Annotated in this window: 24 protein-coding genes; 15 read left to right on the top strand and 9 right to left on the bottom strand. The window is 31.4% G+C overall.

The features are described 5' to 3' along the window. Positions 1–99: 99 nt before the first annotated feature. Together B2X73_RS10565 and B2X73_RS10560 are read left to right on the top strand one after the other, a co-directional pair. A complete protein-coding gene (locus tag B2X73_RS10565) occupies positions 100–630 on the top strand; it encodes a YqiA/YcfP family alpha/beta fold hydrolase (protein ID WP_219035345.1) in 531 nt (176 codons plus the stop codon). Between the two features lie 71 nt (positions 631–701). After that, entirely contained in the window at positions 702–1,937 is a 1,236-nt protein-coding gene (locus B2X73_RS10560; protein WP_286496216.1) for a porin, read from the top strand. 269 nt (positions 1,938–2,206) lie between these two features. On the opposite strand, the gene B2X73_RS10555 is transcribed toward B2X73_RS10560, so the two are convergent. From B2X73_RS10555 to B2X73_RS10540, 4 genes are read right to left on the bottom strand one after another with little or no spacing between them, the layout of a single operon-like run. After that, positions 2,207–2,566 carry a hypothetical protein gene (locus tag B2X73_RS10555; protein ID WP_147280013.1) on the bottom strand — a complete coding sequence of 120 codons (360 nt, stop codon included), beginning with the start codon at positions 2,564–2,566 and terminating at the stop codon, positions 2,207–2,209. 17 nt (positions 2,567–2,583) lie between these two features. After that, the gene (locus B2X73_RS10550; RefSeq protein WP_221856537.1) at positions 2,584–3,789 is read right to left on the bottom strand and encodes an alanine dehydrogenase; all 1,206 of its coding nucleotides are present in this window, start codon (positions 3,787–3,789) and stop codon (positions 2,584–2,586) included. Positions 3,790–3,795: 6 nt separating this feature from the next. Next, positions 3,796–4,200, bottom strand: a complete 405-nt coding sequence (gene tsaE, locus B2X73_RS10545; RefSeq protein WP_219035101.1) for a tRNA (adenosine(37)-N6)-threonylcarbamoyltransferase complex ATPase subunit type 1 TsaE — start codon at positions 4,198–4,200, stop codon at positions 3,796–3,798. Further along, on the bottom strand, positions 4,201–5,754 hold the full coding sequence (locus tag B2X73_RS10540) for a bifunctional response regulator/alkaline phosphatase family protein (RefSeq protein ID WP_219035100.1): 1,554 nt from the start codon (positions 5,752–5,754) through the stop codon (positions 4,201–4,203). It lies immediately after the preceding gene. 276 nt (positions 5,755–6,030) lie between these two features. On the opposite strand from B2X73_RS10540, the gene B2X73_RS10535 reads away from it, so the two are divergent. The 5 genes from B2X73_RS10535 to efp all read left to right on the top strand — a co-directional run bounded on the left by B2X73_RS10535 (position 6,031) and on the right by efp (position 11,118). Continuing rightward, entirely contained in the window at positions 6,031–7,221 is a 1,191-nt protein-coding gene (locus B2X73_RS10535; RefSeq protein ID WP_286496217.1) for an HD domain-containing protein, read from the top strand. Positions 7,222–7,308: 87 nt separating this feature from the next. Continuing rightward, entirely contained in the window at positions 7,309–8,334 is a 1,026-nt protein-coding gene (gene lpxD / locus B2X73_RS10530) for a UDP-3-O-(3-hydroxymyristoyl)glucosamine N-acyltransferase (RefSeq protein ID WP_115001039.1), read from the top strand. A 6-nt stretch (positions 8,335–8,340) separates the two neighbouring features. Beyond that, positions 8,341–9,729: a bifunctional UDP-3-O-[3-hydroxymyristoyl] N-acetylglucosamine deacetylase/3-hydroxyacyl-ACP dehydratase gene (locus B2X73_RS10525; protein ID WP_038336111.1), complete on the top strand. Its 1,389-nt coding sequence runs from the start codon at positions 8,341–8,343 to the stop codon at positions 9,727–9,729. A 17-nt stretch (positions 9,730–9,746) separates the two neighbouring features. After that, complete coding sequence (gene lpxA, locus B2X73_RS10520) at positions 9,747–10,532, top strand: acyl-ACP--UDP-N-acetylglucosamine O-acyltransferase (RefSeq protein WP_115002092.1); 786 nt, start codon at positions 9,747–9,749, stop codon at positions 10,530–10,532. 19 nt (positions 10,533–10,551) lie between these two features. Further along, the gene (gene efp, locus B2X73_RS10515; RefSeq protein ID WP_038336113.1) at positions 10,552–11,118 is read left to right on the top strand and encodes an elongation factor P; all 567 of its coding nucleotides are present in this window, start codon (positions 10,552–10,554) and stop codon (positions 11,116–11,118) included. 49 nt (positions 11,119–11,167) lie between these two features. Here efp and B2X73_RS10510 read toward each other — a convergent pair whose 3' ends face one another. Further along, positions 11,168–12,874: a M64 family metallopeptidase gene (locus B2X73_RS10510; protein ID WP_291096389.1), complete on the bottom strand. Its 1,707-nt coding sequence runs from the start codon at positions 12,872–12,874 to the stop codon at positions 11,168–11,170. A 157-nt stretch (positions 12,875–13,031) separates the two neighbouring features. Between B2X73_RS10510 and B2X73_RS10505 the strand changes: the two genes are divergently transcribed. Then, positions 13,032–13,688, top strand: a complete 657-nt coding sequence (locus B2X73_RS10505; protein ID WP_125349808.1) for a SanA/YdcF family protein — start codon at positions 13,032–13,034, stop codon at positions 13,686–13,688. Positions 13,689–13,698: 10 nt separating this feature from the next. Next, positions 13,699–14,070: a hypothetical protein gene (locus B2X73_RS10500; protein ID WP_038336116.1), complete on the top strand. Its 372-nt coding sequence runs from the start codon at positions 13,699–13,701 to the stop codon at positions 14,068–14,070. 56 nt (positions 14,071–14,126) lie between these two features. On the opposite strand, the gene menD is transcribed toward B2X73_RS10500, so the two are convergent. Further along, on the bottom strand, positions 14,127–15,797 hold the full coding sequence (menD, locus tag B2X73_RS10495; protein ID WP_291096387.1) for a 2-succinyl-5-enolpyruvyl-6-hydroxy-3-cyclohexene-1-carboxylic-acid synthase: 1,671 nt from the start codon (positions 15,795–15,797) through the stop codon (positions 14,127–14,129). 82 nt (positions 15,798–15,879) lie between these two features. Continuing rightward, on the bottom strand, positions 15,880–16,623 hold the full coding sequence (fabG, locus tag B2X73_RS10490) for a 3-oxoacyl-[acyl-carrier-protein] reductase (protein WP_038336119.1): 744 nt from the start codon (positions 16,621–16,623) through the stop codon (positions 15,880–15,882). 147 nt (positions 16,624–16,770) lie between these two features. Here fabG and B2X73_RS10485 point away from each other — a divergent pair, with 147 nt between their 5' ends. Together B2X73_RS10485 and B2X73_RS10480 are read left to right on the top strand one after the other, a co-directional pair. After that, the gene (locus B2X73_RS10485; protein ID WP_221856850.1) at positions 16,771–17,154 is read left to right on the top strand and encodes a hypothetical protein; all 384 of its coding nucleotides are present in this window, start codon (positions 16,771–16,773) and stop codon (positions 17,152–17,154) included. 95 nt (positions 17,155–17,249) lie between these two features. Beyond that, positions 17,250–17,627 carry a hypothetical protein gene (locus B2X73_RS10480; protein WP_221856848.1) on the top strand — a complete coding sequence of 126 codons (378 nt, stop codon included), beginning with the start codon at positions 17,250–17,252 and terminating at the stop codon, positions 17,625–17,627. Between the two features lie 58 nt (positions 17,628–17,685). Here B2X73_RS10480 and metK read toward each other — a convergent pair whose 3' ends face one another. Beyond that, on the bottom strand, positions 17,686–18,945 hold the full coding sequence (metK, locus tag B2X73_RS10475; protein ID WP_219035092.1) for a methionine adenosyltransferase: 1,260 nt from the start codon (positions 18,943–18,945) through the stop codon (positions 17,686–17,688). 328 nt (positions 18,946–19,273) lie between these two features. Here metK and B2X73_RS10470 point away from each other — a divergent pair, with 328 nt between their 5' ends. Then, the gene (locus tag B2X73_RS10470) at positions 19,274–19,735 is read left to right on the top strand and encodes an Lrp/AsnC family transcriptional regulator (protein WP_115001022.1); all 462 of its coding nucleotides are present in this window, start codon (positions 19,274–19,276) and stop codon (positions 19,733–19,735) included. Positions 19,736–19,800: 65 nt separating this feature from the next. After that, a complete protein-coding gene (gene msrA, locus B2X73_RS10465) occupies positions 19,801–20,334 on the top strand; it encodes a peptide-methionine (S)-S-oxide reductase MsrA (protein ID WP_038336125.1) in 534 nt (177 codons plus the stop codon). Between the two features lie 28 nt (positions 20,335–20,362). On the opposite strand, the gene B2X73_RS10460 is transcribed toward msrA, so the two are convergent. After that, entirely contained in the window at positions 20,363–21,718 is a 1,356-nt protein-coding gene (locus tag B2X73_RS10460; protein WP_125349811.1) for a DEAD/DEAH box helicase, read from the bottom strand. A gap of 110 nt (positions 21,719–21,828) precedes the next feature. Here B2X73_RS10460 and argS point away from each other — a divergent pair, with 110 nt between their 5' ends. Together argS and B2X73_RS10450 are read left to right on the top strand one after the other, a co-directional pair. Beyond that, entirely contained in the window at positions 21,829–23,601 is a 1,773-nt protein-coding gene (gene argS, locus B2X73_RS10455) for an arginine--tRNA ligase (protein WP_286475224.1), read from the top strand. A 63-nt stretch (positions 23,602–23,664) separates the two neighbouring features. After that, positions 23,665–24,135: a DUF1810 family protein gene (locus tag B2X73_RS10450; RefSeq protein WP_135835150.1), complete on the top strand. Its 471-nt coding sequence runs from the start codon at positions 23,665–23,667 to the stop codon at positions 24,133–24,135. Positions 24,136–24,191: the final 56 nt, after the last annotated feature.

Here is a 24,191-nt window from a genome sequence, read left to right as displayed (position 1 = left end):
AAAGAATTTCTTACAACACAATTATATTGTTAAATTTACATTTCATGTATAATTAACTTCTTGAAAAAGTTTTAATTTAGAGGGATAATTGCACTGAATATGAATACTAATAATCGACAAATTGTTTATATCCATGGACTAAATAGTTCGGCAAATTCAACCAAATTCAAAACTATTCTAAAAAATTATCCTTCAGCTATTTGTATTGAATGGAAAACGGAGGACAATATTGCAACTATTTTATTTGAAGCTTACGAACATTTAAAAGGTTTGGTAAATGATTTGGCAATTATAGGAAGTTCTACTGGAGGGAATTTTGGTTGGCAATTGCAACAAAAATTAAAGGAAAATGGAAAATCGAGTGAATTAATTTTGTTAAATCCTTTGGTTGATGTGTCGATGAAAGTCGAAAATAATTTTCCAGAAAATCTTTCGCAATATTTAGTGGATATGAATCGTTTCGAAAATACAACGGTTTTTCTTTCTGTACATGACGAAGTTTTGGATTTTGAAAAACTAAAAACTTTCTTTGAAATTCAACAAAATATCTTTCCACAACAAATCGAAATCATAGAAATTGATGACAATCATCGAATACGTAACTTCGAGTCATTGTTAACGTTAATTTAATTTACGCATTACAATTATTTAATTTTATTAACTGCATTTTTGCACACGAATCAAGAAATAAATAAATAAACATGAGGCAATTTTTAATATTAATACTTATTGTATTTTCAATCAGTTCGTATGCGCAAGTAAAAGATTCTACAGAATCTAAAAAGAAAACTGTACAGGATTTTAAGAATATGATGTCGCCTTATTACAGCTATGGTAACGGATTGGGAATTACTTCTCCAGATAGTCTTTATCAGGTCAATATTAGATTTCGTATGCAAAATCGCATTAGTTATAATCATAATGATGGAGAAGAAGATAATATTGATGGACAAATTCGTCGTTTAAGATTGCGTTTTGATGGATATATCGGAGATCCAAAATTTGGTTATTCGATGCAATTATCTTTTGCAGCAGGTGATGTAGGAAAAGCAGAAGAGGGTAAGAATACAAATATTATTCGTGATGCGATGATTTTCTATTACCCAAATAAACATTGGAGTTTAGGATTTGGTCAAACAAAACTTCCAGGAAATAGACAACGTGTTAATTCTTCTGGAGCATTACAATTAACGGATCGATCTATCAATAATGCAGATTTTAATATCGATCGCGATTTTGGATTTCAAGTCTTATACAATAAAAGAAATCAAGAAAAATTCTCTTATATTTTGAGAGGAGCTATTTCTACTGGTGAAGGGCGAAATTGGACAAGTTTTAAGGATACTGGTTTAGCTTATACAGGAAAAGTTGAGTTGTTTCCACTTGGAGAATTTACAAAAGGTGGAAGTAATTATGAAGGTGATTTAGTTCACGAACAAACACCAAAATTGATGATTTCGGGAGCTTATAGTTACAATGATAGAGCACATAGAACAGCAGGAATGTTAGGAGATGATATTGTAGGTGGAGGAACAGCTAATATAAAATCATTGTTTTTGGATGTGATGTTAAAATATCGTGGATGGAATTTGATGTATTCTTATATGAATCGTAATTCTGATAATGTGTTATTTTATAACCCTACAGATATTTCTGATTTTAATTATATCTATAATGGAGAAGGAATGGATTTTCAAGGTTCATACACATTCCCGAAACACTGGGAGGTGATAGGACGTTATTCAACTCAAACAGTAGATAAAGAAATTTTTGAGTTTACACCGAATACAAATCAATACACATTAGGTTTGACAAAATATATTTGGGAACATGCTTTCAAATTACAAGCAGAATTTACGTATGAACAACAAAAATTCTATAATTTAGAAAAGAAAAACAACTGGTACGCGCGTTTTCAGATAGAAATTGGGATTTAAGATATCTTATTGTAAATTAAATATTTTAGAATAAAATAAAGGTTTGATATTTGATAATATTTAATAAATTTGCAGTCAAATATCAACCTATGCAATCCAATAAAAAAAGAAAAAGTTTAAATCGAAATGTAGAGTTCGGAACTAAAAAAGTGCAATTTAAAGATGTAATTATTGTCGCAATATTAATCTTCGTAATTGTTTTAGCAATTTTGAAATTTATAAATTAATTATAAAACAAAAAACCACTTCAATTGAAGTGGTTTTTTGTTTTATTTCTTTTTGATGGAAACTAATTTTGAATCTTCTTTGCAAATTTCTAATACAAAATCATAATCCTTTGTATTGTCTTTGCTTTTATAGTTTGCCAAATATTCTCTACAAGGAACTTGATCTTTTTTCGAGTGATCAAAATCAACTTTACTTCTTTTGAATAATTCTTTTTTCAAGAATGTCGAATCTAAATTTTCTGCTTTTAAAAATGCTTGAGCTTCTGGTGAAATAGCTAATCTTTTTGAAAAAGCTTCATCCAAAACTCTTGCATTTGGAAAGTAATTACATGAGAAAGCACGAGGTCCAAACGCCATAGCGACGAAAACTAACCCAATTCCAACTCCCATCAAATACTTCATAAATCTTTGCGTAAACGTCATATGATCAATAAATTAATGTCGTGAAATGGTAAATCAAACCAATCACATAAGTTCTTTTTTACAATTCTTCCTTTGTACAAATATACGCCATTTCTTATAGTTTTATCCGATTGTACTACATTCGAAAAACCAGATTCTTCAGAAATTTGGAATAAATACGACAAGAAATAATTGCTCAACGCTTTGGTAGAGGTGCGTGCGACGCGAGAAGTGATGTTAGAAACTGCATAATGAATTATATCATTCTTAATAATGATCGGATGATCGTGAGTTGTTAATTCAGATGTTTCGAAACATCCACCTTGATCAATGCTCACATCAATAATTACAGCGCCAGCTTTCATATTTTGTACCATCATCTCAGTTACAACACAAGGTGTACGCGTTTCTCCGCGAAGTGCACCGATTGCTAAATCGCAACGTCGCAAAGCTTTTCCTAATTCTTTTGGATCTAATGTAGAAGTAGAAACTCGTTGTCCTATATTTTGTTGTAATCGTCTTAATCTCGTTAATGAATTATCAAAAACACGAACCGAAGCACCTAAACCTAAAGCTGTTCTTGTCGCATTTTCTGCAACCGTTCCAGCTCCAAGAATCACAACTTCTGTTGGTCGAACACCTGTTACGCCACCCATCAAAATTCCGTTTCCTCCGTTTGTAGAAGACATCAATTCACTTGCGACCAAAATTGCTGTTGTTCCAGCAATTTCACTTAATAAACGAACAACTGGTAAATGATTTTGTTCATCACGAATAAATTCAAATCCAACCGCATTCACACGTTTTGTAATTAATTTCTGAAAATATTCGCGTCTTAAAGTATTTGTAGGGACAGATGAAATAATCAAAGCATTTGGTTTTACCCAATCAATTTCATCTAAAGTAAGTGGACCAACTTTTAGAATAATAGGTTTCTCGAAAACAGCTTGCGTATTGTAAGAAATTTGCGCACCAGCTTCCGAATATTCTTTATCTGAATAATTTGCACTTTCTCCTGCTCCGGTTTCTATCGTAACTTGATGTCCATTATTGACTAAAATTTCGACTGCATCAGGAGAAAGACAAATTCTTTTTTCTTGATTATTTGTTTCTTTTGGAATTCCAATATCAAAGCGTTCTTTCTTATGAGGAATCTCTAAACGCTCGGGTTGAGGAATAAGATCTTCCTGAGAAAAAGGCGTGAAAATATTTTTTCCGTCCATATACTATTAACTAAAATTTAAATGACGAACGCCATCTACATTTTTCAATGTAATTGTGTGGTGCTCATCTGGTATAAAGTTAGCAATTTTATTTGGCCATTCCATTAAACAATATTGATTAGAATATAAATATTCTTCAATCCCAAAATCTAAGGCTTCATCTTCATGATTTAGACGATAAAAATCGAAATGATAAACTTTTCCTTTATCTGTTTCATATTCATTTACAATCGAAAAAGTCGGGCTCGAAACTTCATCATTTGTTCCCAAAGCTTTTACAAACTCTTTGATAAAAGTTGTTTTTCCAGCTCCCATTTCTCCTTCGAAAGTGATTAATTTATGCTGAAGTTGATCGATTATTTTTTGAGCAACTTCAGGTAATTCGTCTAAATTATTGATGATAAATTCCATTTAATTTTTTGGTGTTAAAACAACCATTGGGATAATTATTTCCTCCAACGAAATTCCACCGTGTTGGTAAGTGTTTTTGTAATAATTAACGAAATGATTGTAATTTTTTGGATACGTTAAAAATAAATTTTCTTTTGCAAAGATATACTTTGACGTAACATTAACCTTAGGTAAAAGGAATTTTTCTGGTTGCTCAACCGCCAAAACATCTTTTGGATCGTATTGCAATTGTTTCCCCAATTTATAACGCAAATTTGTACTCGCTTCTTTGTCGCCAATTACCTTCGTAGGCTCTTTTACGTAAATTGTTCCGTGATCGGTTGTTACAATAATTTTCATTTTTTCTTGCGCCGCTTTTTTCACAATTTCCATTAAATATGAATTTTCAAACCAATGTTTTGTGATCGAACGATACGTTTTATCATCACGAATAATTTCTCCAACAATTTTGTTGTCTGTTTTCGCATGCGAAAGAATATCGATAAAGTTATAGACAATTACATTCAAATTATTCTTTTTGTAATTATTAAAATCATCTGCAATTTTTTTCTCGAAATCAGAATTTAAAATTTTAAAATAATTATACGATAAATCGCCAAAACCAAGACGTTTTAATTGTTCTCCTAACAATTCTTTTTCGTACATATTTTTATTTCCTTCATCGGTATCATTCAACCAATATTCAGGATATTTTTTCTCAATTTCCAACGGCATTAAACCCGAAAAGAACGCATTTCTAGCATATTGCGTTGCCGAAGGTAAAATACTATAATATAAATTTTCGGCTTCTGAATTATAATAACGATTGAAAATTGGCTCAATAACTTTCCATTGATCGTAGCGTAAATTATCCACCATAATCAATAAAACATTTTTATCTTTTCCAAGATGAGGTCGAACCAATTGATTGAAAATTGTATGTGATAAAACGGGACGATCTTCGTCGTCGTGCAACCAATCTTCGTAATTACGTTCTATAAATTTGAAGAAAGCTGCATTTGCTTCACTTTTCTGATTTTCGATGATTTGAGAAAGTGCTGTATCTTCGATATTTTCAAGTTCAAGTTCCCAAAAAACTAATTTTTTATAAATCTCTTGCCAATCTTCAAAATCGCGTGCATTCATCATATCCATTGTGATATTTCTGAATTCCTGTTGATAATTAATCACTGTTTTTTCAGAAATAATTTTCGATGCGTCCAAAATCTTTTTCAAACTCAATAAAATCTGATTTGGATTAACCGGTTTAATTAAATAATCTGCTATATGTGAGCCAATTGCATCTTCCATGATATGTTCTTCCTCACTTTTTGTGACCATAATAACAGGAAGATTTGGACGCAATTCTTTAATTTTTGGTAAAGCTTCCAATCCGCTCAAACCGGGCATATTTTCGTCGATTAAAACCGCTGCAAAGCTCTCTTTTTCTATTTCTTCTAATGCATCAGTCGCATTATTTATCATTGTTGTATCGTATCCTTTCTTCTCTAAAAAAAGCTGGTGTGGTTTCAATAAATCGATTTCATCATCAATCCATAAAATTTTTATAGCCATTTGTTATATTTTTATTTTTTATATTGATTTCTACTTTTAGAATTATTCCAAATATAGCGATTACGGAAATGTTAAAATCAAAATTGTATGTTAAACAAAATTGTAGTTTTCCCAAAATTTGCGATGATTATTTAGCATAAATAATTCCAAAAATGATTTTTATCTAAAATATTTTATAAAAACCATTCTTAATCAAAAAAGTAACGTTCTGAATGAGTAAAAATTCTTATCTTTGCCGACAAAACAGTACGTTTGAATCCATTAAACAATAATAAGTTGAAGATAGTAAATGATCCAGTTCATGGATTTATTACGATTCCAAACGAGCTTATTTATCAGATTATTCAACATCCATATTTTCAGCGACTTCGTAGAATTACGCAAACTGGATTAACAGAAATGGTTTATCCAGGAGCGAGACATTCTCGTTTTCATCACGCTTTAGGTTGTATGCATTTGATGCAAAAAGCCTTAAATATTCTCAAAAGAAAAAACGTCGACATTACTCCAGAAGAAGAAAATGGAGCTTTAATCGCGATTTTATTGCATGATTTGGGACACGGACCTTTTTCTCATTCTCTTGAACATTCTATAATTAATGGTTCGCATCACGAAGAAGTTTCGCTTCGTTTGATGGAAGAATTGAATCAAATTTTTGATAATCGATTAGCTCTAGCTATTCAAATTTTTAAAGGAAATTATCCGAAAAAGTTCTTGTCACAATTAGTTTCGAGTCAGTTGGATTGCGATCGCATGGATTATTTGAAGCGCGATAGTTTTTACACAGGAGTGGTAGAAGGAAATATCAATCCGGAACGAATTATCTCAATGATGAATGTCTCGAATGATGAGTTGGTGATAGAAGCAAAGGGAATTTCGTCGGTCGAGAAATTTTTGATGGCGCGTATGTTTATGTACATGCAAGTGTATATGCATAAGAAATCGTTTACAGCAGAGAATTTTTTGATTAGCGTTTTGAGAAGAGCGAAAGAATTGACAAAAACGGGAGAAAATCTTTTTGCAACGTTTGCTTTTAAATACTTTTTAAAAGAAAATGAAGTTGGAAGTTTATCGAAAGAAGGTTTAGAAATTTTCACACGTTTGGACGACTCGGATGTTTTATCAGCGATAAAAGAATGGCAGTTTCATGATGATTTAATTTTGAGTAAATTATCAAAAAATATCATTCAGCGTACATTACCAAAATCATATTTGATGGATACAAAATTATCCGAAGAAGAAATTTTGGTTGAAAAAAATAGAGTAGAAAATGCTTTAGGAATTGATGATGCAAGTTATTTTGTGGAACAAACAACGATAAAAATTGTTCCGTACGAAAAATCAAAAAGTCCAATAAAGGTTTTATATAAAAATGGTGAGGTAAAAGAAATTTCGAGTTCAGAAAAAAGTTTGTTAACGCAATTTTTGCAACAAGAAATTACAAAATATCATTACCATAGCGTTTAAATATCGATTTGAAGAATTTGACAAAAAAGTTAAATAACTTAAATAATCATTTTATAAATTTAAGAATAATTATTAGTTTTGCAGACTATGAAATTTAAAGCTGCAGAGATTGCGCAATTATTGCAAGGAACCGTAACAGGTGATGCAAATGTAGAGGTTTCCACATTATCGAAGATAGAGGAAGGAAAAGAAGGTTCGATTTCGTTTTTGGCTAATCCGAAATACGAGCATTTTATCTATACAACAAACGCTTCTATTGTGATTGTGAGTAAGGATTTTGTGGCAACAGATTCTATTTCGTCTACATTGATTGTGGTTGAAGATGCATATCAAGCCTTTACAAAGCTGTTGCAGTATTACAATACGATAAAAAATAATAAAGTTGGAATAGAAGAATATACGAAAGTAAATTCTACTGCGCAACTAGGAGATAATGTATATGTTGGAAGTTTTTCTTATATTGGAGCTAATGTTTCGATTGGGAATAATGTAAAAATATATCCAAATGTAACGATTGGCGATCATGCTAAGATTGGTGATAATACCGTTTTACATTCAGGCGTACAAGTGTATGAAGAGTGTGAAATTGGTCAAAATTGTATCATTCATTCTAATGTTGTGATTGGTGCTGATGGTTTCGGTTTTGCGCCAAATCCAGATGGTTCTTTCGAAAAAATTCCTCAAATAGGAAATGTTTTGATTGAAGATAATGTCGAAATTGGAGCAGGATCAACAATAGATAGAGCAACAATGGGATCTACAATTATTCGTAAAGGAGTAAAATTAGATAACCAAATTCAAATTGCTCACAACGTTCAAATTGGAGAGAATACTGTTATTGCTTCGCAAAGTGGAGTAGCAGGATCTACAAAAATTGGACGTAATTGTATGATTGGAGGTCAAGTTGGTATCGCAGGTCATTTGACAATCGGAGATTTTGTACAAGTACAAGCTCAGAGTGGTATTAATGGTGATGTAGAAAGTAAAACGCAATTGTATGGTTCGCCAGCAATCGAAGCGTCAAGCTTTAGAAAATCTTATGTACATTTTAGAAAGTTTCCAGAAATTGTGAAACGAATCGATAAATTAGAAAAAGAGAACAAACAAAAGTAAAAGTTAATGTCTGATAAACAAAAAACTTTAGCGAATGAAGCCGTTCTAAAAGGTGTTGGCTTACATACAGGTAAATTTGTTACCTTAACATTTAGACCAGCCGAACCAGATACAGGATTTGTATTTGTTAGAACAGATTTAGAAGGTCAACCTCAAGTAGAAGCTGATGCACAGTATGTTGTGAGTACAGCCAGAGGAACAACTTTAGAGAAGAAAGGAGTTAAAGTACATACAACAGAGCACGTTTTGGCAGCTTTGGTAGGTATGGATATTGATAATTGTTACATTGAAATTGACAATGCGGAACCACCAATTATGGACGGTTCTTCTCGTTTTTTCGTTGAAGCAATAGAATCTGCTGGAATTGTAGAGCAAGATAAAGACAGAGAATATTATAGAATTAAAGAAATTGTAACGTATGTAGATCCAGAAACAGGATCAGAAATCACGGCGATTCCTGCAGATGAATACCAAGTTACAGCAATGGTAGATTTCGGAACGAAAGTTTTGGGAACTCAAAATGCAACTTTAACATCTATCAAAAACTTCAAACAAGATATCTCTCAAGCAAGAACATTTTGTTTCTTACATGAGTTAGAGCAATTGTTGGAAGCTGGTTTAGTAAAAGGTGGAGATTTAGACAATGCAATTGTTTATGTTGACAAAGAAATTACGCCAGAAACAAAAGAAAAATTATGTAAAGCGTTCAATAGAGATGATGTTTCTATTCGTCCGAATGGAATCTTGGATCACTTGACTTTACACTATCCAAATGAAGCTGCACGTCACAAATTATTAGATGTTGTGGGAGATTTGGCTTTAGTAGGTAAAAAATTGAAGGCTAAAATTATTGCAACAAAGCCTGGACATCATACCAATACAAATTTTGCAAAGAAATTAAGCAAACAAATTAAATTAGCGCAACGCAATAAAGTGCCAGAATTTGATTTGACAGCAGAACCAGTTTATGATATTAATGATATCATGAAGTTATTACCACATCGTCCACCATTCTTATTGATTGACAAGGTAATTTCTAAAAGTGCAACAGGTTTAATCGGCGTGAAAAATGTAACGATGAACGAGCCTTTCTTTGTTGGACATTTTCCTAAAGAACCTGTTATGCCAGGTGTATTGCAAATTGAAGCAATGGCACAATTAGGAGGGTTATTGATTTTAGGAGAATTAGAAAATCCTCAAGATTATTCAACTTATTTCATGAAAATTGAAAGTGCTAAATTTAAACGCAAAATTATTCCAGGTGATACATTGGTGTTTAAATTAGAGTTGGTTGAACCAATTAGAAGAGGAATTGTTCATATGCAAGGAATTGGATATGTAAACAATCAAATTGCTGTGGAAGCAGAAATGATGGCAGTTATTACAAAAGAATAATTAAAGAAATGGAAGTTATGAATCATCCGATGGCATATGTTCATCCAACTGCAATAATAGGTGAAAATGTTACAATCAGCCCTTTCTCTTCTGTTTACGAAGATGTAGAAATTGGTGATGGAACATGGATTGGTCCTAATGTAACAATTATGTCAGGAGCACGTATTGGAAAAAATTGTAAAATTTATCCAGGTACGGTAATTTCTGGTGAGCCTCAAGATTTGAAGTACGAAGGTGAAAAAACTTTAACATATATTGGTGACAATACAACAATTCGTGAATGCGTTACTGTAAACAAAGGAACTAATGCATTAGGTTATACTAAAATTGGTGACAATTGTTTGATTATGGCAACTGCACATATCGCGCACGATTGTGTTGTAGGAAATAATGTCGTAATCGTAAATGCGGTTGGTTTAGCAGGACATATAGAAGTTGGAGATTTCGCTTTTATTGGTGGTTATAGTGCAGTTCATCAATTTACAAAAATTGGAGAACATGCTTTTGTAGCTGGTGCGACACAAATTCGTAAAGATGTTCCTCCGTATGTTAAAGCTGCAAAAAATCCTGTTGCTTATGCGGGAGTTAATGCAATTGGATTGAGAAGAAAAGGTTTTACATCAGAAGAAATCTTCGAAATTCAAGGTATTTACAGAATTTTATATCAACAAAAAAATAACGTATCTCAGGCTGTAGAACAAATCTTAGAAAAATTCCCAGATTCACATTATCGTGAAGTGATCCTTGATTTTATCAATACAAGTGATCGTGGAATTATGAAAGGATATAGCTCGGGAGTTTAATAAAATAACAATAGAATAAATGGCGACAACTTCTGATATCAGAAAAGGTTTATGTATTATTTTTAATAATGATACGTATAAAATTATCGAATTTTTACACGTAAAACCAGGTAAAGGACCTGCTTTCGTTCGTACAAAATTAAAATCATTAACTAACGGAAAAGTATTAGACAATACATTCTCTGCTGGTCATAAAATTGAAGAAGTTCGTGTAGAAACACGTAACTACCAATATTTATATGAAGATGATAATGGTTTCCACTTCATGAATAATGATGATTTCTCTCAAGTTTATTTAAACAAAGATTTGATTGATAATTCACAATTTATGAAAGCTGGTGACGAAGTAAAAATCTTGTTCCGTGCTTCTGATGAAACAGCTTTAGCAGCTGAGTTACCAACTACAGTTGTAATGGAAATTACATACACAGAGCCAGGTCTTAAAGGTGATACAGCTACAAATGCTACAAAACCTGCAACGACAGAAACTGGTGCTGAAATCCGTGTTCCTTTATTCATCAACGAAGGTGATAAAGTAAAAATCAACACAGAAGATGGTTCTTATGTAGAACGTATTAAAGAATAATTATTCTGAAATATAGATAAAAAAAGCGACCTTTTGGTCGCTTTTTTTATTACAATTTTATTGTAACTTTTTCGCTAGAGCATGTCGTTTCTTTATCTATTTTCTTGACAAAAATTGTAGAACCTAAGAATTCATTTTTGATTGTGATAGATGATGAATCACTCCCTTTATAAACCGTTTTATTCTCTTTTGGATCGAAATTATAGATTCTATTTCCATCTTCATCCAACCATTCGAATTTATATTTCTTATCGTCAGTATTTTTTAAAGTAAGTATAATCGTTCCGTCTTTTTTATTCTGTTTGATACTAACTTTTTCAGAAAAATTAATTTTTTCTAAAACAGTAATTTGAATTGCTTTTCGTTCAGATTTTTTGTTGTTCCAATTACTTTCAACATAATAAGTCTTATTCTCAGTAATAGTTGGACTAATAATATTGCTTCCTTTTACAAATGGTTGAGTAGAATTTAGCTCATCATACCAAAAATATTCAACTTTTGCTTCTGGATTTTTCACCGTTAGTGCCTGATGTTCATTGTAACAACTTTCTTGTTTTTCACCCCATGTCAAAACTGGTGGAGTTAAACTCTCATTATTAGGTTTTGTAATTTCCCATTGCGTTGTGTACATATGATTCGCATGATTTTCTTTTCTTACTAATTGCGATGTATCCGTCACTTCAGCTCTTAAAATATTTTTTTCTAAGTTGAATTGACCTTTGTTTAGATGAATAGAATCTAAATTTTCTGCAATCAATTTATTATTCAAAATCCATTTTACTTTCAGGGTATTTGGAACTGGTTTTACTAAATTAAGAGTAAAAGCATTCATGTTTTCTGTGTTAACAGGAGTATCAACAGCGGGTTTTGTAGAAATAATTGGATTTGTTTTTTGATGAATTACTTCAATAAATTCTTCTTGACAAACATTACAAAAAGGCGCGATTAAATATTGCATTTTACAGAATTCGTGCGGACGAAACCATTGTGCTCTTGCATCTTTTTCGCCATATGCATAAATTCCAATTCCATTTGTCCCAATCCAATTTTTCCAAGGAACATCTTGTATATTCTGTGTTTTATTTGGACCAGGAACCGTATACAACGGACCAGACCAATATTCGTCTGATAATTTTGCAAACGAATGTCCAATTTCGTGAACAGCGATATCATTACTTTTAAAATTAACTGTTGTCGTCGCAAATTCTCCTCCAGAACCACCATAAAAAGGAGAATTAACAAGAATTACAACTTGACTATAATTGGGAATATTATCTTTCAGAACTTGTAATACCTTTTCATTTTTCGTTGGAACAACTAAACGATGAATTCCAGAAATATCAAAACTACTTCCGAAAATTGTATTTGGATTAGTTTTCGGAACTTCATATTTCTTTACAAATTTATTATAACGTTCAGGTAACTGATCCCAATCTACTTTTTCTGTGGGACATTCTTTGGTAGAATATGGGTGAATTGCACCAGATTCCTCAGAAATACTATTTATAACAAATACATTAAAATAATTGATATATTGACTTAATGGTTCCGTTTTGAAAAAATAGTCTGTAAATCGTTTTGCATCTTCTTTATAATATTTTAATTCGTCTTTTGTATAACCATCTGCTAAAACAACAAGGTTGATAATGTTTTTATGACTTCCCTGATATTGTAAGGTATCAATTTCGAATTTTTGTGCTGATAGAGTTGAAACTGTAAATAGAGTGGTGGCTAGAAAAAATAATCTTGTTCTCATAGTTGTATTTTGAAAAAATAATACGCAATATAGTAAGATAGATTTTTTTAATGAAATTTTGATTTTAAATATTTATTATCGGATAGGAGTTCTTAAATCATTATAAAACTGAAGAATATATTGTATTTTTAACACAAGAAATAATCTTGAACCAACTATGAAAATCAAAACCAAAAAGTTTCTGAAAAAATCTTTTTATACTTTACTTATTTTAGGAATTGGAAGTCTTTTGTTCACAGCTTTTGCAAATTATAAAATAGAAAACTCAACGGAAGAATTTGTCACAGATAAATTAGAGATTTTACCTAAAACCAAAGTTGCGATTGTATTGGGAACAGCGCCAAATTTGGTGAGTGGTTATCAAAATTATTACTTTACGTATCGTATAGAAGCTGCAACAGAATTGTATCAATCAGGAAAAGTAACGTACTTTATTTTGAGTGGAGATCATGGTCGAAAAAACTACAACGAACCTGAAGCAATGAAACAAGCCTTAATAAAAAATGGAGTTCCAGAAAATGTGATTTATTTGGATTATGCAGGTTTTAGAACATTAGATTCTATGATTCGTGCAAAGGAAATTTTTAGTCAGAATGAATTTATTGTAGTTTCCCAAGAGTTTCACAATCAACGAGCAGTTTATATTGCACGTCAAAACGGAATTAATGCGTATGGTTACAGTGCAAAAGATGTCAATAAACATGCTGGATTAAAAACAAATATCCGCGAGTATTTTGCTCGAACGAAAGTTTTTATTGATAGCTTTTTTGGTGTTCAACCAAAGTTTTTAGGAGAGAAAATTGAGATAATTTAATTTTTATTCAATGAATAAAGATATAAAGCAAATAATGAGTAAAATGCTTCTAATTCAATCTTCTGATTGCATTTTTATTTATGGTAAACACAATTTTAAAATAAATAATGAATTAGATTTTACTTTTGATTTTGAAGAATTAGTAGAGTTAAATATTGTAGAAAATAATATTGAGAAGAATCTTTTTACTTCCATCATTAGTCATTGTAAAGGAATTATTAAAAATAATTTTATTGTTGATTTGACTAGTTACAGAAACGCTGAGAATTTATATGTGTATTTAAAGGAAACATCCGAGTATTATGTTATCATTTCAATCGGAGAATACCAACCTAGTTTATATAGAATTTATATAGAAGGTGTCTTTTTGAAAATGTTTTAGGAAAATTATTTGAATTAAAAAGAGAAACCAAACTAATGATTTCTCTTTAATATTTTTTACTTCAAACTACTAAAATATCCTCTCAAAATAGCATCGTTAGCAGAATTTCGTGTATCAATTTCTAAAATCTTCGGGCGATTACTTTCTGCATAAAAATCTTCAAAAGTATTTTCTAAATCAGTTAAATTTGAAACAACTTGGTATTCAAAACCATACATTTTAGCTAAATGTTCGGCAGTGAAATGATGTTTTGTTTCAAAATAATCTTCAACTACATCTGTTTCAGAAGGACCAGGAATAAATTTGAAAATATTTCCGCCACCATTATTAATCAAAATAATTCTGAAATTATTTGGCATGTTTACATTCCACAAAGCATTCGAATCATAGAAAAATGAAATATCGCCCGTAATCATCACCGTATTTTGACCAGAAGCGATACAAGCGCCAATTGCTGTCGACGTAGAACCATCAATTCCACTTGTTCCACGATTACAGAAAACAGGATTCGAATTGTTATGATCAAATAATAATCCGTAACGAATAACGGTAGAATTTCCGTACTGAATTTGCCAATTTTCTGGATAATTTCTGATAATAGAATCAAATGCTTTCAAATCACAAAATGGAATCATATTGATGTAATTTTTGTGTTTGATATTATTCGCTTCTCGAATTGAATTCCATGTGTTGTAATATTCAGATTCTTTTGGATTGACAAACGGAACAAATTGTTCTAAAAATAATTCAGGTTTCGTTTCAATTTTATCTGTTAATGCTTGGAAAGTATCTGGTTGCCAATATTCATCTAAATGCCAATGTTGTATTGGTTTTTGATCGCGTAAGAATTTTTTAATCTTTTTGGAAACGACATTTTGCCCAATTGTCAATAAAATATCAGGTTTCAACGCTTCTAATTCTTCTTCCGAATAAGGGAAAATAACTTGATCTATTTTATTGAAAAATCGTTCATCATGAATATTTGATGTTACTTCTGTTAACACAACAACCGAATCATCTTGCGCCAATTGTTTTACAAAATGATCAAATTTGGCATCAGGATGATGTAATCCGACCAAAATCATTTTACGCGTCGAAGCATTCCAACGTTTTATCAAATCAATTACATCAATTTCTGGATAATCTTTTGCAGGAATTGTAATTGTATCAATTTCAATATCTGGTGTTGTTACAGATTCGTACAAAGGCTCAGAAAAAGGCATATTGATATGAATTGGCGCAGATTTGTGCATACAATCAATCAACGCATATTTCGTCAACAACATATTTCGCGTTAAATCATCCGTTTCTTCACTTTCGGAAAGTTGTACATTATGAACTGAATGTTTCTCAAAAATATCTTTTTGGCGAATGGTTTGTCCATCAAAATTATCAACCAAATGCTCGGGACGATCTGCAGAAAGCACGATTACAGGAACATTTTGAAAAAAAGCTTCCGTAATTGCTGGGTAATAATTTGCCGTTGCCGAACCAGAAGTACAACAAACAACAACAGGTTTCTGAATTTGCTGTGCCATTCCCAAAGCGACAAATCCTGCCGAACGTTCGTCGATTACACTATAAGTTTTGAAACGTTTGTCATTCGCAAATTGCATTGTTAATGCTCCGTTTCGAGATCCTGGCGATAATACGATATGATCAATTCCGAAAGCCAAAAAAGTTTCAGCAATCAATTGAACATTTAATTTATTTGATATTTTTCTCAACGTAGTTGTCTTAAATTATAAAAGGTTTTGATTAGCAAATTTACTAAACAAAACCTTTCAAAAAGTATGATATTTTTAAGAATTAAGTATGTAAACCTCCGTCTACACTCAAAACTTGTCCTGTTACATAACTTGATAAATCTGACGCTAAGAATAAACATGCATTTGCAACGTCTTCTGGTTGTCCTCCACGTTTTAATGGAATTCCATTACGCCATTCTTCAACAACTTTTTGGTCTAAAACTTCTGTCATTTCAGTTTCGATGAAACCTGGTGCAATTGCATTACAACGAATATTACGAGAACCTAATTCTAATGCAACAGATTTAGAGAAACCAATTAAACCAGCTTTAGATGCTGCATAATTTGCTTGCCCAGCATTTCCTTTGATTCCAACAATAGAAGACATGTTCACGATAGATCCAGAACGTTGTTTCATCATTGGTTTGATCACTGCTTTTGTTAAGTTGAAAGCCGAATTTAAGTTTGTTTGAATTACTTTTTCGAAATCTTCTGCAGACATTCTCATCAACAAATTATCTTTTGTAATTCCAGCATTATTAATTACAATATCAACTTGACCAAACTCAGCAATTACATCTTCCACTAATTTTTGAGCAGCTTCGTAATCAGAAGCATCAGATTGATATCCTTTTACTTTACCGAATTGTCCCAATTCTTCTTCCAAAGCTTTTGCTTTTTCTACAGAAGAAGCATAAGTAAAGGCAACGTTAGCGCCATTTTTCACAAAAACTTCAGCAATACTTTTTCCAATACCGCGAGTTGCGCCTGTAACGATTGCTGTTTTACCTTGCAATAAATTCATGTTTATAGGTATTATATATTGCTTCAAAAATACGATTTTTTGTGAGAGTTAAAAATGTAAAAAAATACTTTATCAATTTTATTTAACATTTTATGGTATTATAATTGAAAATATTGATTGTTATAACCAAATTAAAAATATAAAAACATGAAGAATCTATTGAAATTTTTAGCGGTAACATTTTTTGCCTTATTTGTATTTACGGCTTGTAGCGATGATGATGATCCAGCAAACAATGATTTCTTTGCAGGAACTTATAAAGGAAAAATAAGTTATGTTGATGGAAATAATACTCTTTCTGCTGATAATGGAAGTGTATTTGTAACTAAAATTGCAAGTGGAACAAAGTATAATTTTGCTTTTTCTGATAAAATTCCAGATTTGAACGGAGTTGAGTTCGAGAAAAAAGGAGACAATACTTTAGTAAGTGTTGGGGCAACAGAATTATCTTACATTAGAATTGATAATTCAAAATTAACTATTCTTTATACAAAAGATGGTAAAACTTGGACTGCGAATGCAACAAGATAATTTTTAGGAATAATAATAAAAGACGTTCAGTTGTGAGCGTCTTTTTTTTGTACAATATTTTGAGTTGAAAATAGTTAAATATAAAATGATGTTTTATGAGAACGATTGTATGTTTTGCTTCTTTATTAATGCTGATATTTTCTTGTAATAATGAAGATGATGGTCTGAATACTATTTATAAAGAAAAATATGAAAGACGATTTATAATTTTTCAAGATTCTTTAGGAGGAATTGTTCAAGATAGTGTAGTAGTGCAAGTTTCTCAATCTAAGAATTTATATAAATTTGATTTTATCACATCTCAAAAAATTGATCCGATAGAAAATATTCAAATGGAAATGACAGGAAGCAATTCGTTACGAAATGTGGGATGGACACCGACAAAACTGATTATGCTTTCTAGAGATAGTATCAATATTTCTTACAAAGATGGAAAACGATATTGGTTAGTCAATTCGATTAGTGAAAATTAATCATAAAAAAATCCACTCAATATTGAGTGGATTTTTTAGTATGATTTAAAATTTCAGATTATGATCCGAAAGCTGTTTTAATTTGATCTACGAAGTCTAATTTTTCCCAAGTGAATAATTCAACTTCAACTTCAACAACATCCTGTCCATTAGCAGATTCAAAGCGTTTTGAAACTATTTTTGGTTCTCTACCTAAGTGTCCGTAAGATGCAGTTTCTTTGTAAATTGGGTTTCTTAATTTTAATCTTTGTTCGATAGCGAAAGGCTTCATATCAAAGATTTCAGAAACTTTTGTAGAAATTTCTCCTTCAGTTAACTCAACTTTTTGAGTTCCGAAAGTATTTACTAATAAAGAAACTGGAGCAGCAACACCAATTGCATAAGAAACTTGTACTAAAACTTCGTCAGCAACACCAGCTGCAACCAAGTTTTTAGCAATATGACGCGCAGCATAAGCAGCAGAACGGTCAACTTTTGATGGATCTTTTCCTGAGAAAGCACCACCACCGTGAGCACCTTTACCACCATAAGTATCTACAATAATTTTACGACCAGTCAAACCTGTATCTCCGTGAGGTCCTCCAATAACGAATTTCCCTGTAGGATTGATATGATAAGTAATACTATCTGTAAATAAATCGCGTAAATGAACAGGTAATTGCGCTTTTACACGTGGAATTAAAATACTTACTAAGTCATTTGTAATTTTATCTCTCATTGCTTCTTCGTTTGCGAAGTCATCATGTTGAGTAGAAATTACAATAGTATCGATACGAACAGGTTTGTTGTCATTATCATATTCAATTGTTACTTGAGATTTAGCATCAGGACGTAAATATGGTAACAAATCTTTTTCGTATTTACGGATATGCGCTAATTCTTTCAATAATCTGTGCGATAAATCTAACGCCAAAGGCATATAGTTTTCAGTTTCGCTTGTAGCATAACCAAACATCATTCCTTGGTCACCAGCACCTTGCTCTTCGTCAGATTGTCTGTCTACACCTTGGTTAATATCTGGAGATTGTTCGTGAATTGCAGATAAAATTCCACAAGAATTTGCATCGAACATATATTCACTTTTCGTGTAACCAATTTCAGCAATTGTTTCTCTTGCTACACGTTGTAAATCAATGTAAGAATTAGATTTTACTTCACCTGCTAAAACAACTTGTCCAGTCGTTACTAAAGTTTCACAAGCTACTTTACTTTTTGCATCAAATGCTAAAAAGTGGTCAAGAATTGAATCAGAAATTTGATCGGCAATTTTATCTGGATGCCCCTCAGAAACTGATTCTGACGTAAATAAATATGACATTTCTATACTTTTTTTTAAAATGATAGAGGGAAGGAGAAAACTGAAGTCCTGTTTTAGCAATTGTTTTATGAGGTTGCAATCAGTCAAATCTTTCCTCTCGATTTTTCGAGCTCAAATATACAATGAATAATATGAATAATGAAAGATATTTAACATTTATTAGTATATAAAAATTATAGAGTTTAACTTTTTATCTTTTTTAGAATAGAACAAAAAACGGTGTGTTTTAATAAATTATAAATATATTTTCTGTAGATGAGTAATTTTTTTAATCTATATAGATAATTATTCAAAATAATGTTGTTACTTTAGAAAAAAATTAATTGAAATGAAATTTGACACTCTCGATCAACAGCTGCTAATGTATCTACAAGAAAACAGTAAAATTACCTATAAAGAATTATCTGATAAGTTAAATTTATCGTCAACCGCAATTCATGAAAGAATCAAGAAATTAGAAAAGTCAGGAATTATTTCTAAATATGTTGCGCTTGTAAATAGAAGATTAATTAACAGAGAGCTTTTGGTATTTAGCCATATTAAGTTACAACAACATTCTGCTGATAACATCAAGATTTTCGAAAACGAAATTGTGAATTTAAAAGAAGTTCAGGCGAGTTATCATGTAAGTGGTGATTACGATTACATTATCAAAATGTCTTTCGAAAATATGGACGAATACAGAGATTTTATGGTAAATAAACTAACAACAATAAAGGTAATTGGTAGTACTCACAGTACTTTTGTTATTGGTGATGTAAAAGATGATACCGCTTTCCAATTGGTATAAAAATATAAGAATGGTTCTGATAAATTAGAATTTTTTTTGATTGAATAAGTAAAAATAGAGAAGACATGAGCAAGGAAATAGCAGTTTTAGGAGCTGGTTGTTTTTGGTGTGTGGAAGGAATTTTTAATTCGATAAATGGAGTAGAACAAGCTATCTCTGGATTTGCAGGAGGTAATGTAGAAAATCCTACTTATCGTCAGGTTTGTGATACAGATACAAATCATGCGGAAGTTGTTGAAATTACTTTTGACAATGAAGTGATTTCGTACAAAGAATTATTAGAAATTTTTTGGAATATACATAATCCAACACAGTTAAATAGACAAGGAAACGATGTTGGTACACAATATCGTTCGAGTATTTTTTACACATCAGAAGAACAAAAAAAGCAAGCGGAAGAATCGTTAAAAGAGTTTGATAACGGAACTTTGTATGAAGATAAATTCGTTACAACAATAGAGCCTTTAGATAAATTTTGGCCAGCCGAAGATTATCATCAAGGTTATTACAATGAAAATCCAGATCAGCCATATTGTTCGGCAGTTGTTGGACCAAAAATTGCAAAATTTAAATCTAAATTCAAACAGATTTTAAAATAAGAAAAGCGACCAATTGGTCGCTTTCATTTTATTTTCCTTTTTTACGTGCTTTCGCTTTCTGTTTTTGCTGACCACGGTTTTTAGGTTTAGATTTTGGTGGTTTACGTTTTGTAGGACCACCTAAATTCACCTTTTTATTTTTATCTTTTTTCTCGTGAAATGCTGCACCACGTTCTTCAATTTTTACAGTTGTAAGTTGTTTCATTTTTACAACATCTTTCTCAAATTCACGTTTTACAGGATTTATTTTTACGTCCTCTTCAGGAAAAGGAAGTTCGTTAATCTCTTTATCCATCAATGCTTCAATAGCATCTAAACGTTCAATTTCCTTTTCAGAAAAATAAGAAATCGCTTCTCCTTTTTTATCCGCACGTCCTGTACGCCCAATTCGGTGAATATATTGTTCTGGAATTTCTGGAATTTCGAAATTGATAACATGCGTAACATCAGGAATATCCAAACCACGAGCCATAATATCTGTCGTGATAATTCCTCGGTATTCATCTCTGGTAAAGGCTTCCATTGTTCTCAAACGATAATTTTGAGATTTGTTAGAATGAATTACTCCAAATTCATCTGGATAAATTTCATCTAAATGATTAAAGATTAAATCAGCATGTTTTTTATTGTTTGCGAAAATTAAAACTTTCTCAAATTTTGCTTTGTCTCCTAATTGATGAACAATTAAATTCAATTTTGTATTGAAATTCTCAACTGGAATAGCCAATTGAGTGATTTTTTCTAATGGTGTTCCTGAACGAGCTAAGGAAATTTCAATAGGATTTTTGAAATATTCGTGTAACATATCATCTACTTGATCTGTCATCGTAGCAGAAAATAAAATGTTTTGACGTTTTTCGCTCATCATTGTAAATAAATGAATCAGTTGCGGACGAAAACCTAAACTCAACATTTCGTCAAATTCGTCAACCACTAATTTCTTCATTTCTTTGAATGATAATACATTGTCTATCGCCAAATCTAAAACACGACCTGGTGTTCCAACCAAAATATCAACGCCTTCATACACCAATAATTTTTGAGTATTGATGTTTACACCACCATAAATTCCTAAAACACGAACATTGATAAACTCTGTTAATTGCTCTAAAATATCGGTAACCTGAACAACTAATTCGCGTGTCGGAACCAAAATAACAATCTTTGGTTGATTCGTTTTAGAGTATTGATAAGTATTCAACAAGGGTAATAAGTAAGCCATTGTTTTACCTGTACCTGTTTGGGCAATTCCCATTATATCTCGTCCAGAAAGAATCGGTTTGAATGATTTTTCTTGAATTGGAGTTGGGGTTGTGATATTCAACTTTTCTAAAGCCGAACTCAATTGTTTTGTTAATTCGAAATCCGCGAATGTAGCTTTCATTTTGCAAAGATAAGTTTTCTTGATGACTTCTTAAAAACTCAATGTGCAATCCGTTCAAATTCGTTGAAACTTCGTACTTTTGCATTTCGATTAAGTAAAAAGGAATAAAAATGAGTTTAAAACAATACATCACGCAGAATGTTTTAGAAGCGATTCAAAACGTTTATCAAATTAACCCTGAATCTGTTGAAATTCAGTTTACAAGGAAAGAGTTTGAAGGTGATTATACATTGGTTGTTTTCCCATTAATCAGAACTTTGAAAGGTAAACCAGAAGAAATCGGTGCTAAAATCGGTGAAAATTTGGTTGAAAATAATAAAATTACAGCGTTTAATGTTGTAAAAGGTTTCTTGAATATGAGTTTAAGTTCAGTAGAATTTTTAGAAAATTTTACTCAAAATGCTCAAAATTCAACTTTTGGAATTACAAAAGTTGATGAAAATTCGAGAACGGTAATGGTAGAATATTCATCGCCAAATACAAACAAACCTTTGCATTTAGGACATGTCCGTAATAATTTGTTAGGATTTTCGGTTTCTCAAATCATTGAAGCAGCAGGAAATAATGTGATTAAAACACAAATTATTAATGATCGTGGGATTCACATTTGTAAATCTATGATTGCTTGGGAAAAATTTGGAAATGGTGAAACACCAGAATCTGCAAATATGAAAGGCGACCATTTGGTTGGAAAATATTATGTGGAATTTGACAAACATTATCGTCAAGAAATCAAAGAATTAGAAGCGCAAGGAAAAACGGAAGACGAAGCGAAAAAAGAAGCTCCAATTTTCTTAGAAGCACAAGAAATGCTGCGTCAATGGGAAGCACATGAACCAAAAGTTATTGAGCTTTGGCAAAAAATGAACGGTTGGGTGTATGATGGTTTCGCTAAAACGTACAAACGTCTTGGTGTTGCTTTTGACGAATATTTATACGAATCGAATACCTACATTTTAGGAAAAGATATTGTTGAAGATGGTTTAAACAAAGGTGTTTTCTACAAAAGAGAAGATGGTTCTGTTTGGATTGATTTGACTGCAGAAGGTTTGGATGAAAAATTAGTTTTACGTTCAGACGGAACTTCGGTTTATATCACACAAGATTTAGGAACTGCAGTAGAGCGTTTCAAAAATAATCCAACGTTAGAAGAATTAACGTATGTTGTAGGAAATGAGCAAGATTATCACTTCAAAGTTTTGTTCTTAATCTTGAAAAAATTAGGTTATTCTTGGGCTGATGCTTTACATCACTTGTCTTACGGAATGGTTGATTTACCAAACGGAAAAATGAAATCTCGTGAAGGAACAGTTGTAGATGCAGATGATTTGATGCAAGAAGTTTATAATACAGCAAAAGAGATTTCTGAAGAATTAGGGAAATTAGACGGAATGTCTGATGATGAAAAAGCTGAGTTGTACGAAACAATTGCGATGGGTGCTTTGAAATATTACATTTTGAAAGTAGATCCTAAGAAACGTATTTTATTCGATCCGAAAGAATCTGTTGATTTTAATGGAAATACAGGACCTTTTATTCAATATACTTTTGCGCGTATTCAGTCATTATTGAGAAAAGAATCCCCAAAAGAATTTGATGCAAATGCAATAGAATTGAATGATGCAGAAAAAGAAATTATTCGTGCATTATACGATTTCGAAGATACGATAGAAAAAGCAGCAACAGAAATGAGCCCTGCTTTGATTGCGAATTATGTGTATGAATTAGTTAAATTATTTAATTCATTCTACCAAAACAATCCAATCTTGAAAAATGAAGATGAAAACGTGAAAAATTTCCGTTTATATCTTTCTCAATGGGTTGCAAATACAATTCAGAATTCGTTACGTTTATTAGGAATTGGTGTTCCAGAAAGAATGTAATCGACTTATAAAATAAATAAAATGCCTCATCAATTTGGTGAGGTATTTTTTTAACTTTACAATATGAAAATAGGAGATTTACTGAAACAAAAAGATCCTCACGATAAATTTAATTTGAAACGATTTCACGATGCGCAAAGTTTTGTGTATGATGAAATCTTAATGGAAGTTCATGCAGGAAAAAAACAAACGAATTGGATTGTTTTTATGTTTCCTCAATTAGTTGGATTAGGTTCGAGTGATTCGTCATTAGAATTTTCGATTTCTTCAAAAGAAGAGGCGAGAGCTTTTGTGAAAGATGAAGAACTTTGGGGAAATTATTTAGAAGTTTTATCTGTATTATTAATGCAACATAAAGGCGTAATTCCGCAATTAATTTTCGGAAAAAATGATGCAATGAAACTGAAATCAAGTTTGACTTTATTCAACTTTATAGTTCCGAAAGAAAAAATTATCAAAGATGTTTTGAAGTTTTTTTATGCAGATCAAGTCGATAAAAAAACATTAAGTATATTGAAACAAATGAATAAATAAAAAAATCTCGAGCATTTGCTCGAGATTTTTTATTTAGACACTGTCCAAAATTTTGT

Source organism: Empedobacter sp. UBA7252, assembly GCF_002472765.1.
Lineage (GTDB): Bacteria > Bacteroidota > Bacteroidia > Flavobacteriales > Weeksellaceae > Empedobacter > Empedobacter falsenii_B.
The sequence above is the reverse complement of the archived record's forward strand: the minus strand, read 5'-3'. Positions and strand labels throughout refer to the sequence as shown.

Excerpts from the sequence above, each read along its gene's own strand:
- B2X73_RS10565 (WP_219035345.1), top strand. The coding sequence starts at position 100 with ATGAATACTAATAATCGACAAATTGTTTATATCCATGGACTAAATAGT.
- B2X73_RS10560 (WP_286496216.1), top strand. The coding sequence starts at position 702 with ATGAGGCAATTTTTAATATTAATACTTATTGTATTTTCAATCAGTTCG.
- B2X73_RS10555 (WP_147280013.1), bottom strand. The coding sequence starts at position 2,566 with ATGAAGTATTTGATGGGAGTTGGAATTGGGTTAGTTTTCGTCGCTATG.
- B2X73_RS10550 (WP_221856537.1), bottom strand. The coding sequence starts at position 3,789 with ATGGACGGAAAAAATATTTTCACGCCTTTTTCTCAGGAAGATCTTATT.
- tsaE (WP_219035101.1), bottom strand. The coding sequence starts at position 4,200 with ATGGAATTTATCATCAATAATTTAGACGAATTACCTGAAGTTGCTCAA.
- B2X73_RS10540 (WP_219035100.1), bottom strand. The coding sequence starts at position 5,754 with ATGGCTATAAAAATTTTATGGATTGATGATGAAATCGATTTATTGAAA.
- lpxD (WP_115001039.1), top strand. The coding sequence starts at position 7,309 with ATGAAATTTAAAGCTGCAGAGATTGCGCAATTATTGCAAGGAACCGTA.
- B2X73_RS10525 (WP_038336111.1), top strand. The coding sequence starts at position 8,341 with ATGTCTGATAAACAAAAAACTTTAGCGAATGAAGCCGTTCTAAAAGGT.
- lpxA (WP_115002092.1), top strand. The coding sequence starts at position 9,747 with ATGAATCATCCGATGGCATATGTTCATCCAACTGCAATAATAGGTGAA.
- efp (WP_038336113.1), top strand. The coding sequence starts at position 10,552 with ATGGCGACAACTTCTGATATCAGAAAAGGTTTATGTATTATTTTTAAT.
- B2X73_RS10510 (WP_291096389.1), bottom strand. The coding sequence starts at position 12,874 with ATGAGAACAAGATTATTTTTTCTAGCCACCACTCTATTTACAGTTTCA.
- B2X73_RS10505 (WP_125349808.1), top strand. The coding sequence starts at position 13,032 with ATGAAAATCAAAACCAAAAAGTTTCTGAAAAAATCTTTTTATACTTTA.
- B2X73_RS10500 (WP_038336116.1), top strand. The coding sequence starts at position 13,699 with ATGAATAAAGATATAAAGCAAATAATGAGTAAAATGCTTCTAATTCAA.
- fabG (WP_038336119.1), bottom strand. The coding sequence starts at position 16,623 with ATGAATTTATTGCAAGGTAAAACAGCAATCGTTACAGGCGCAACTCGC.
- B2X73_RS10485 (WP_221856850.1), top strand. The coding sequence starts at position 16,771 with ATGAAGAATCTATTGAAATTTTTAGCGGTAACATTTTTTGCCTTATTT.
- B2X73_RS10480 (WP_221856848.1), top strand. The coding sequence starts at position 17,250 with ATGAGAACGATTGTATGTTTTGCTTCTTTATTAATGCTGATATTTTCT.
- metK (WP_219035092.1), bottom strand. The coding sequence starts at position 18,945 with ATGTCATATTTATTTACGTCAGAATCAGTTTCTGAGGGGCATCCAGAT.
- B2X73_RS10470 (WP_115001022.1), top strand. The coding sequence starts at position 19,274 with ATGAAATTTGACACTCTCGATCAACAGCTGCTAATGTATCTACAAGAA.
- msrA (WP_038336125.1), top strand. The coding sequence starts at position 19,801 with ATGAGCAAGGAAATAGCAGTTTTAGGAGCTGGTTGTTTTTGGTGTGTG.
- B2X73_RS10460 (WP_125349811.1), bottom strand. The coding sequence starts at position 21,718 with ATGAAAGCTACATTCGCGGATTTCGAATTAACAAAACAATTGAGTTCG.
- argS (WP_286475224.1), top strand. The coding sequence starts at position 21,829 with ATGAGTTTAAAACAATACATCACGCAGAATGTTTTAGAAGCGATTCAA.
- B2X73_RS10450 (WP_135835150.1), top strand. The coding sequence starts at position 23,665 with ATGAAAATAGGAGATTTACTGAAACAAAAAGATCCTCACGATAAATTT.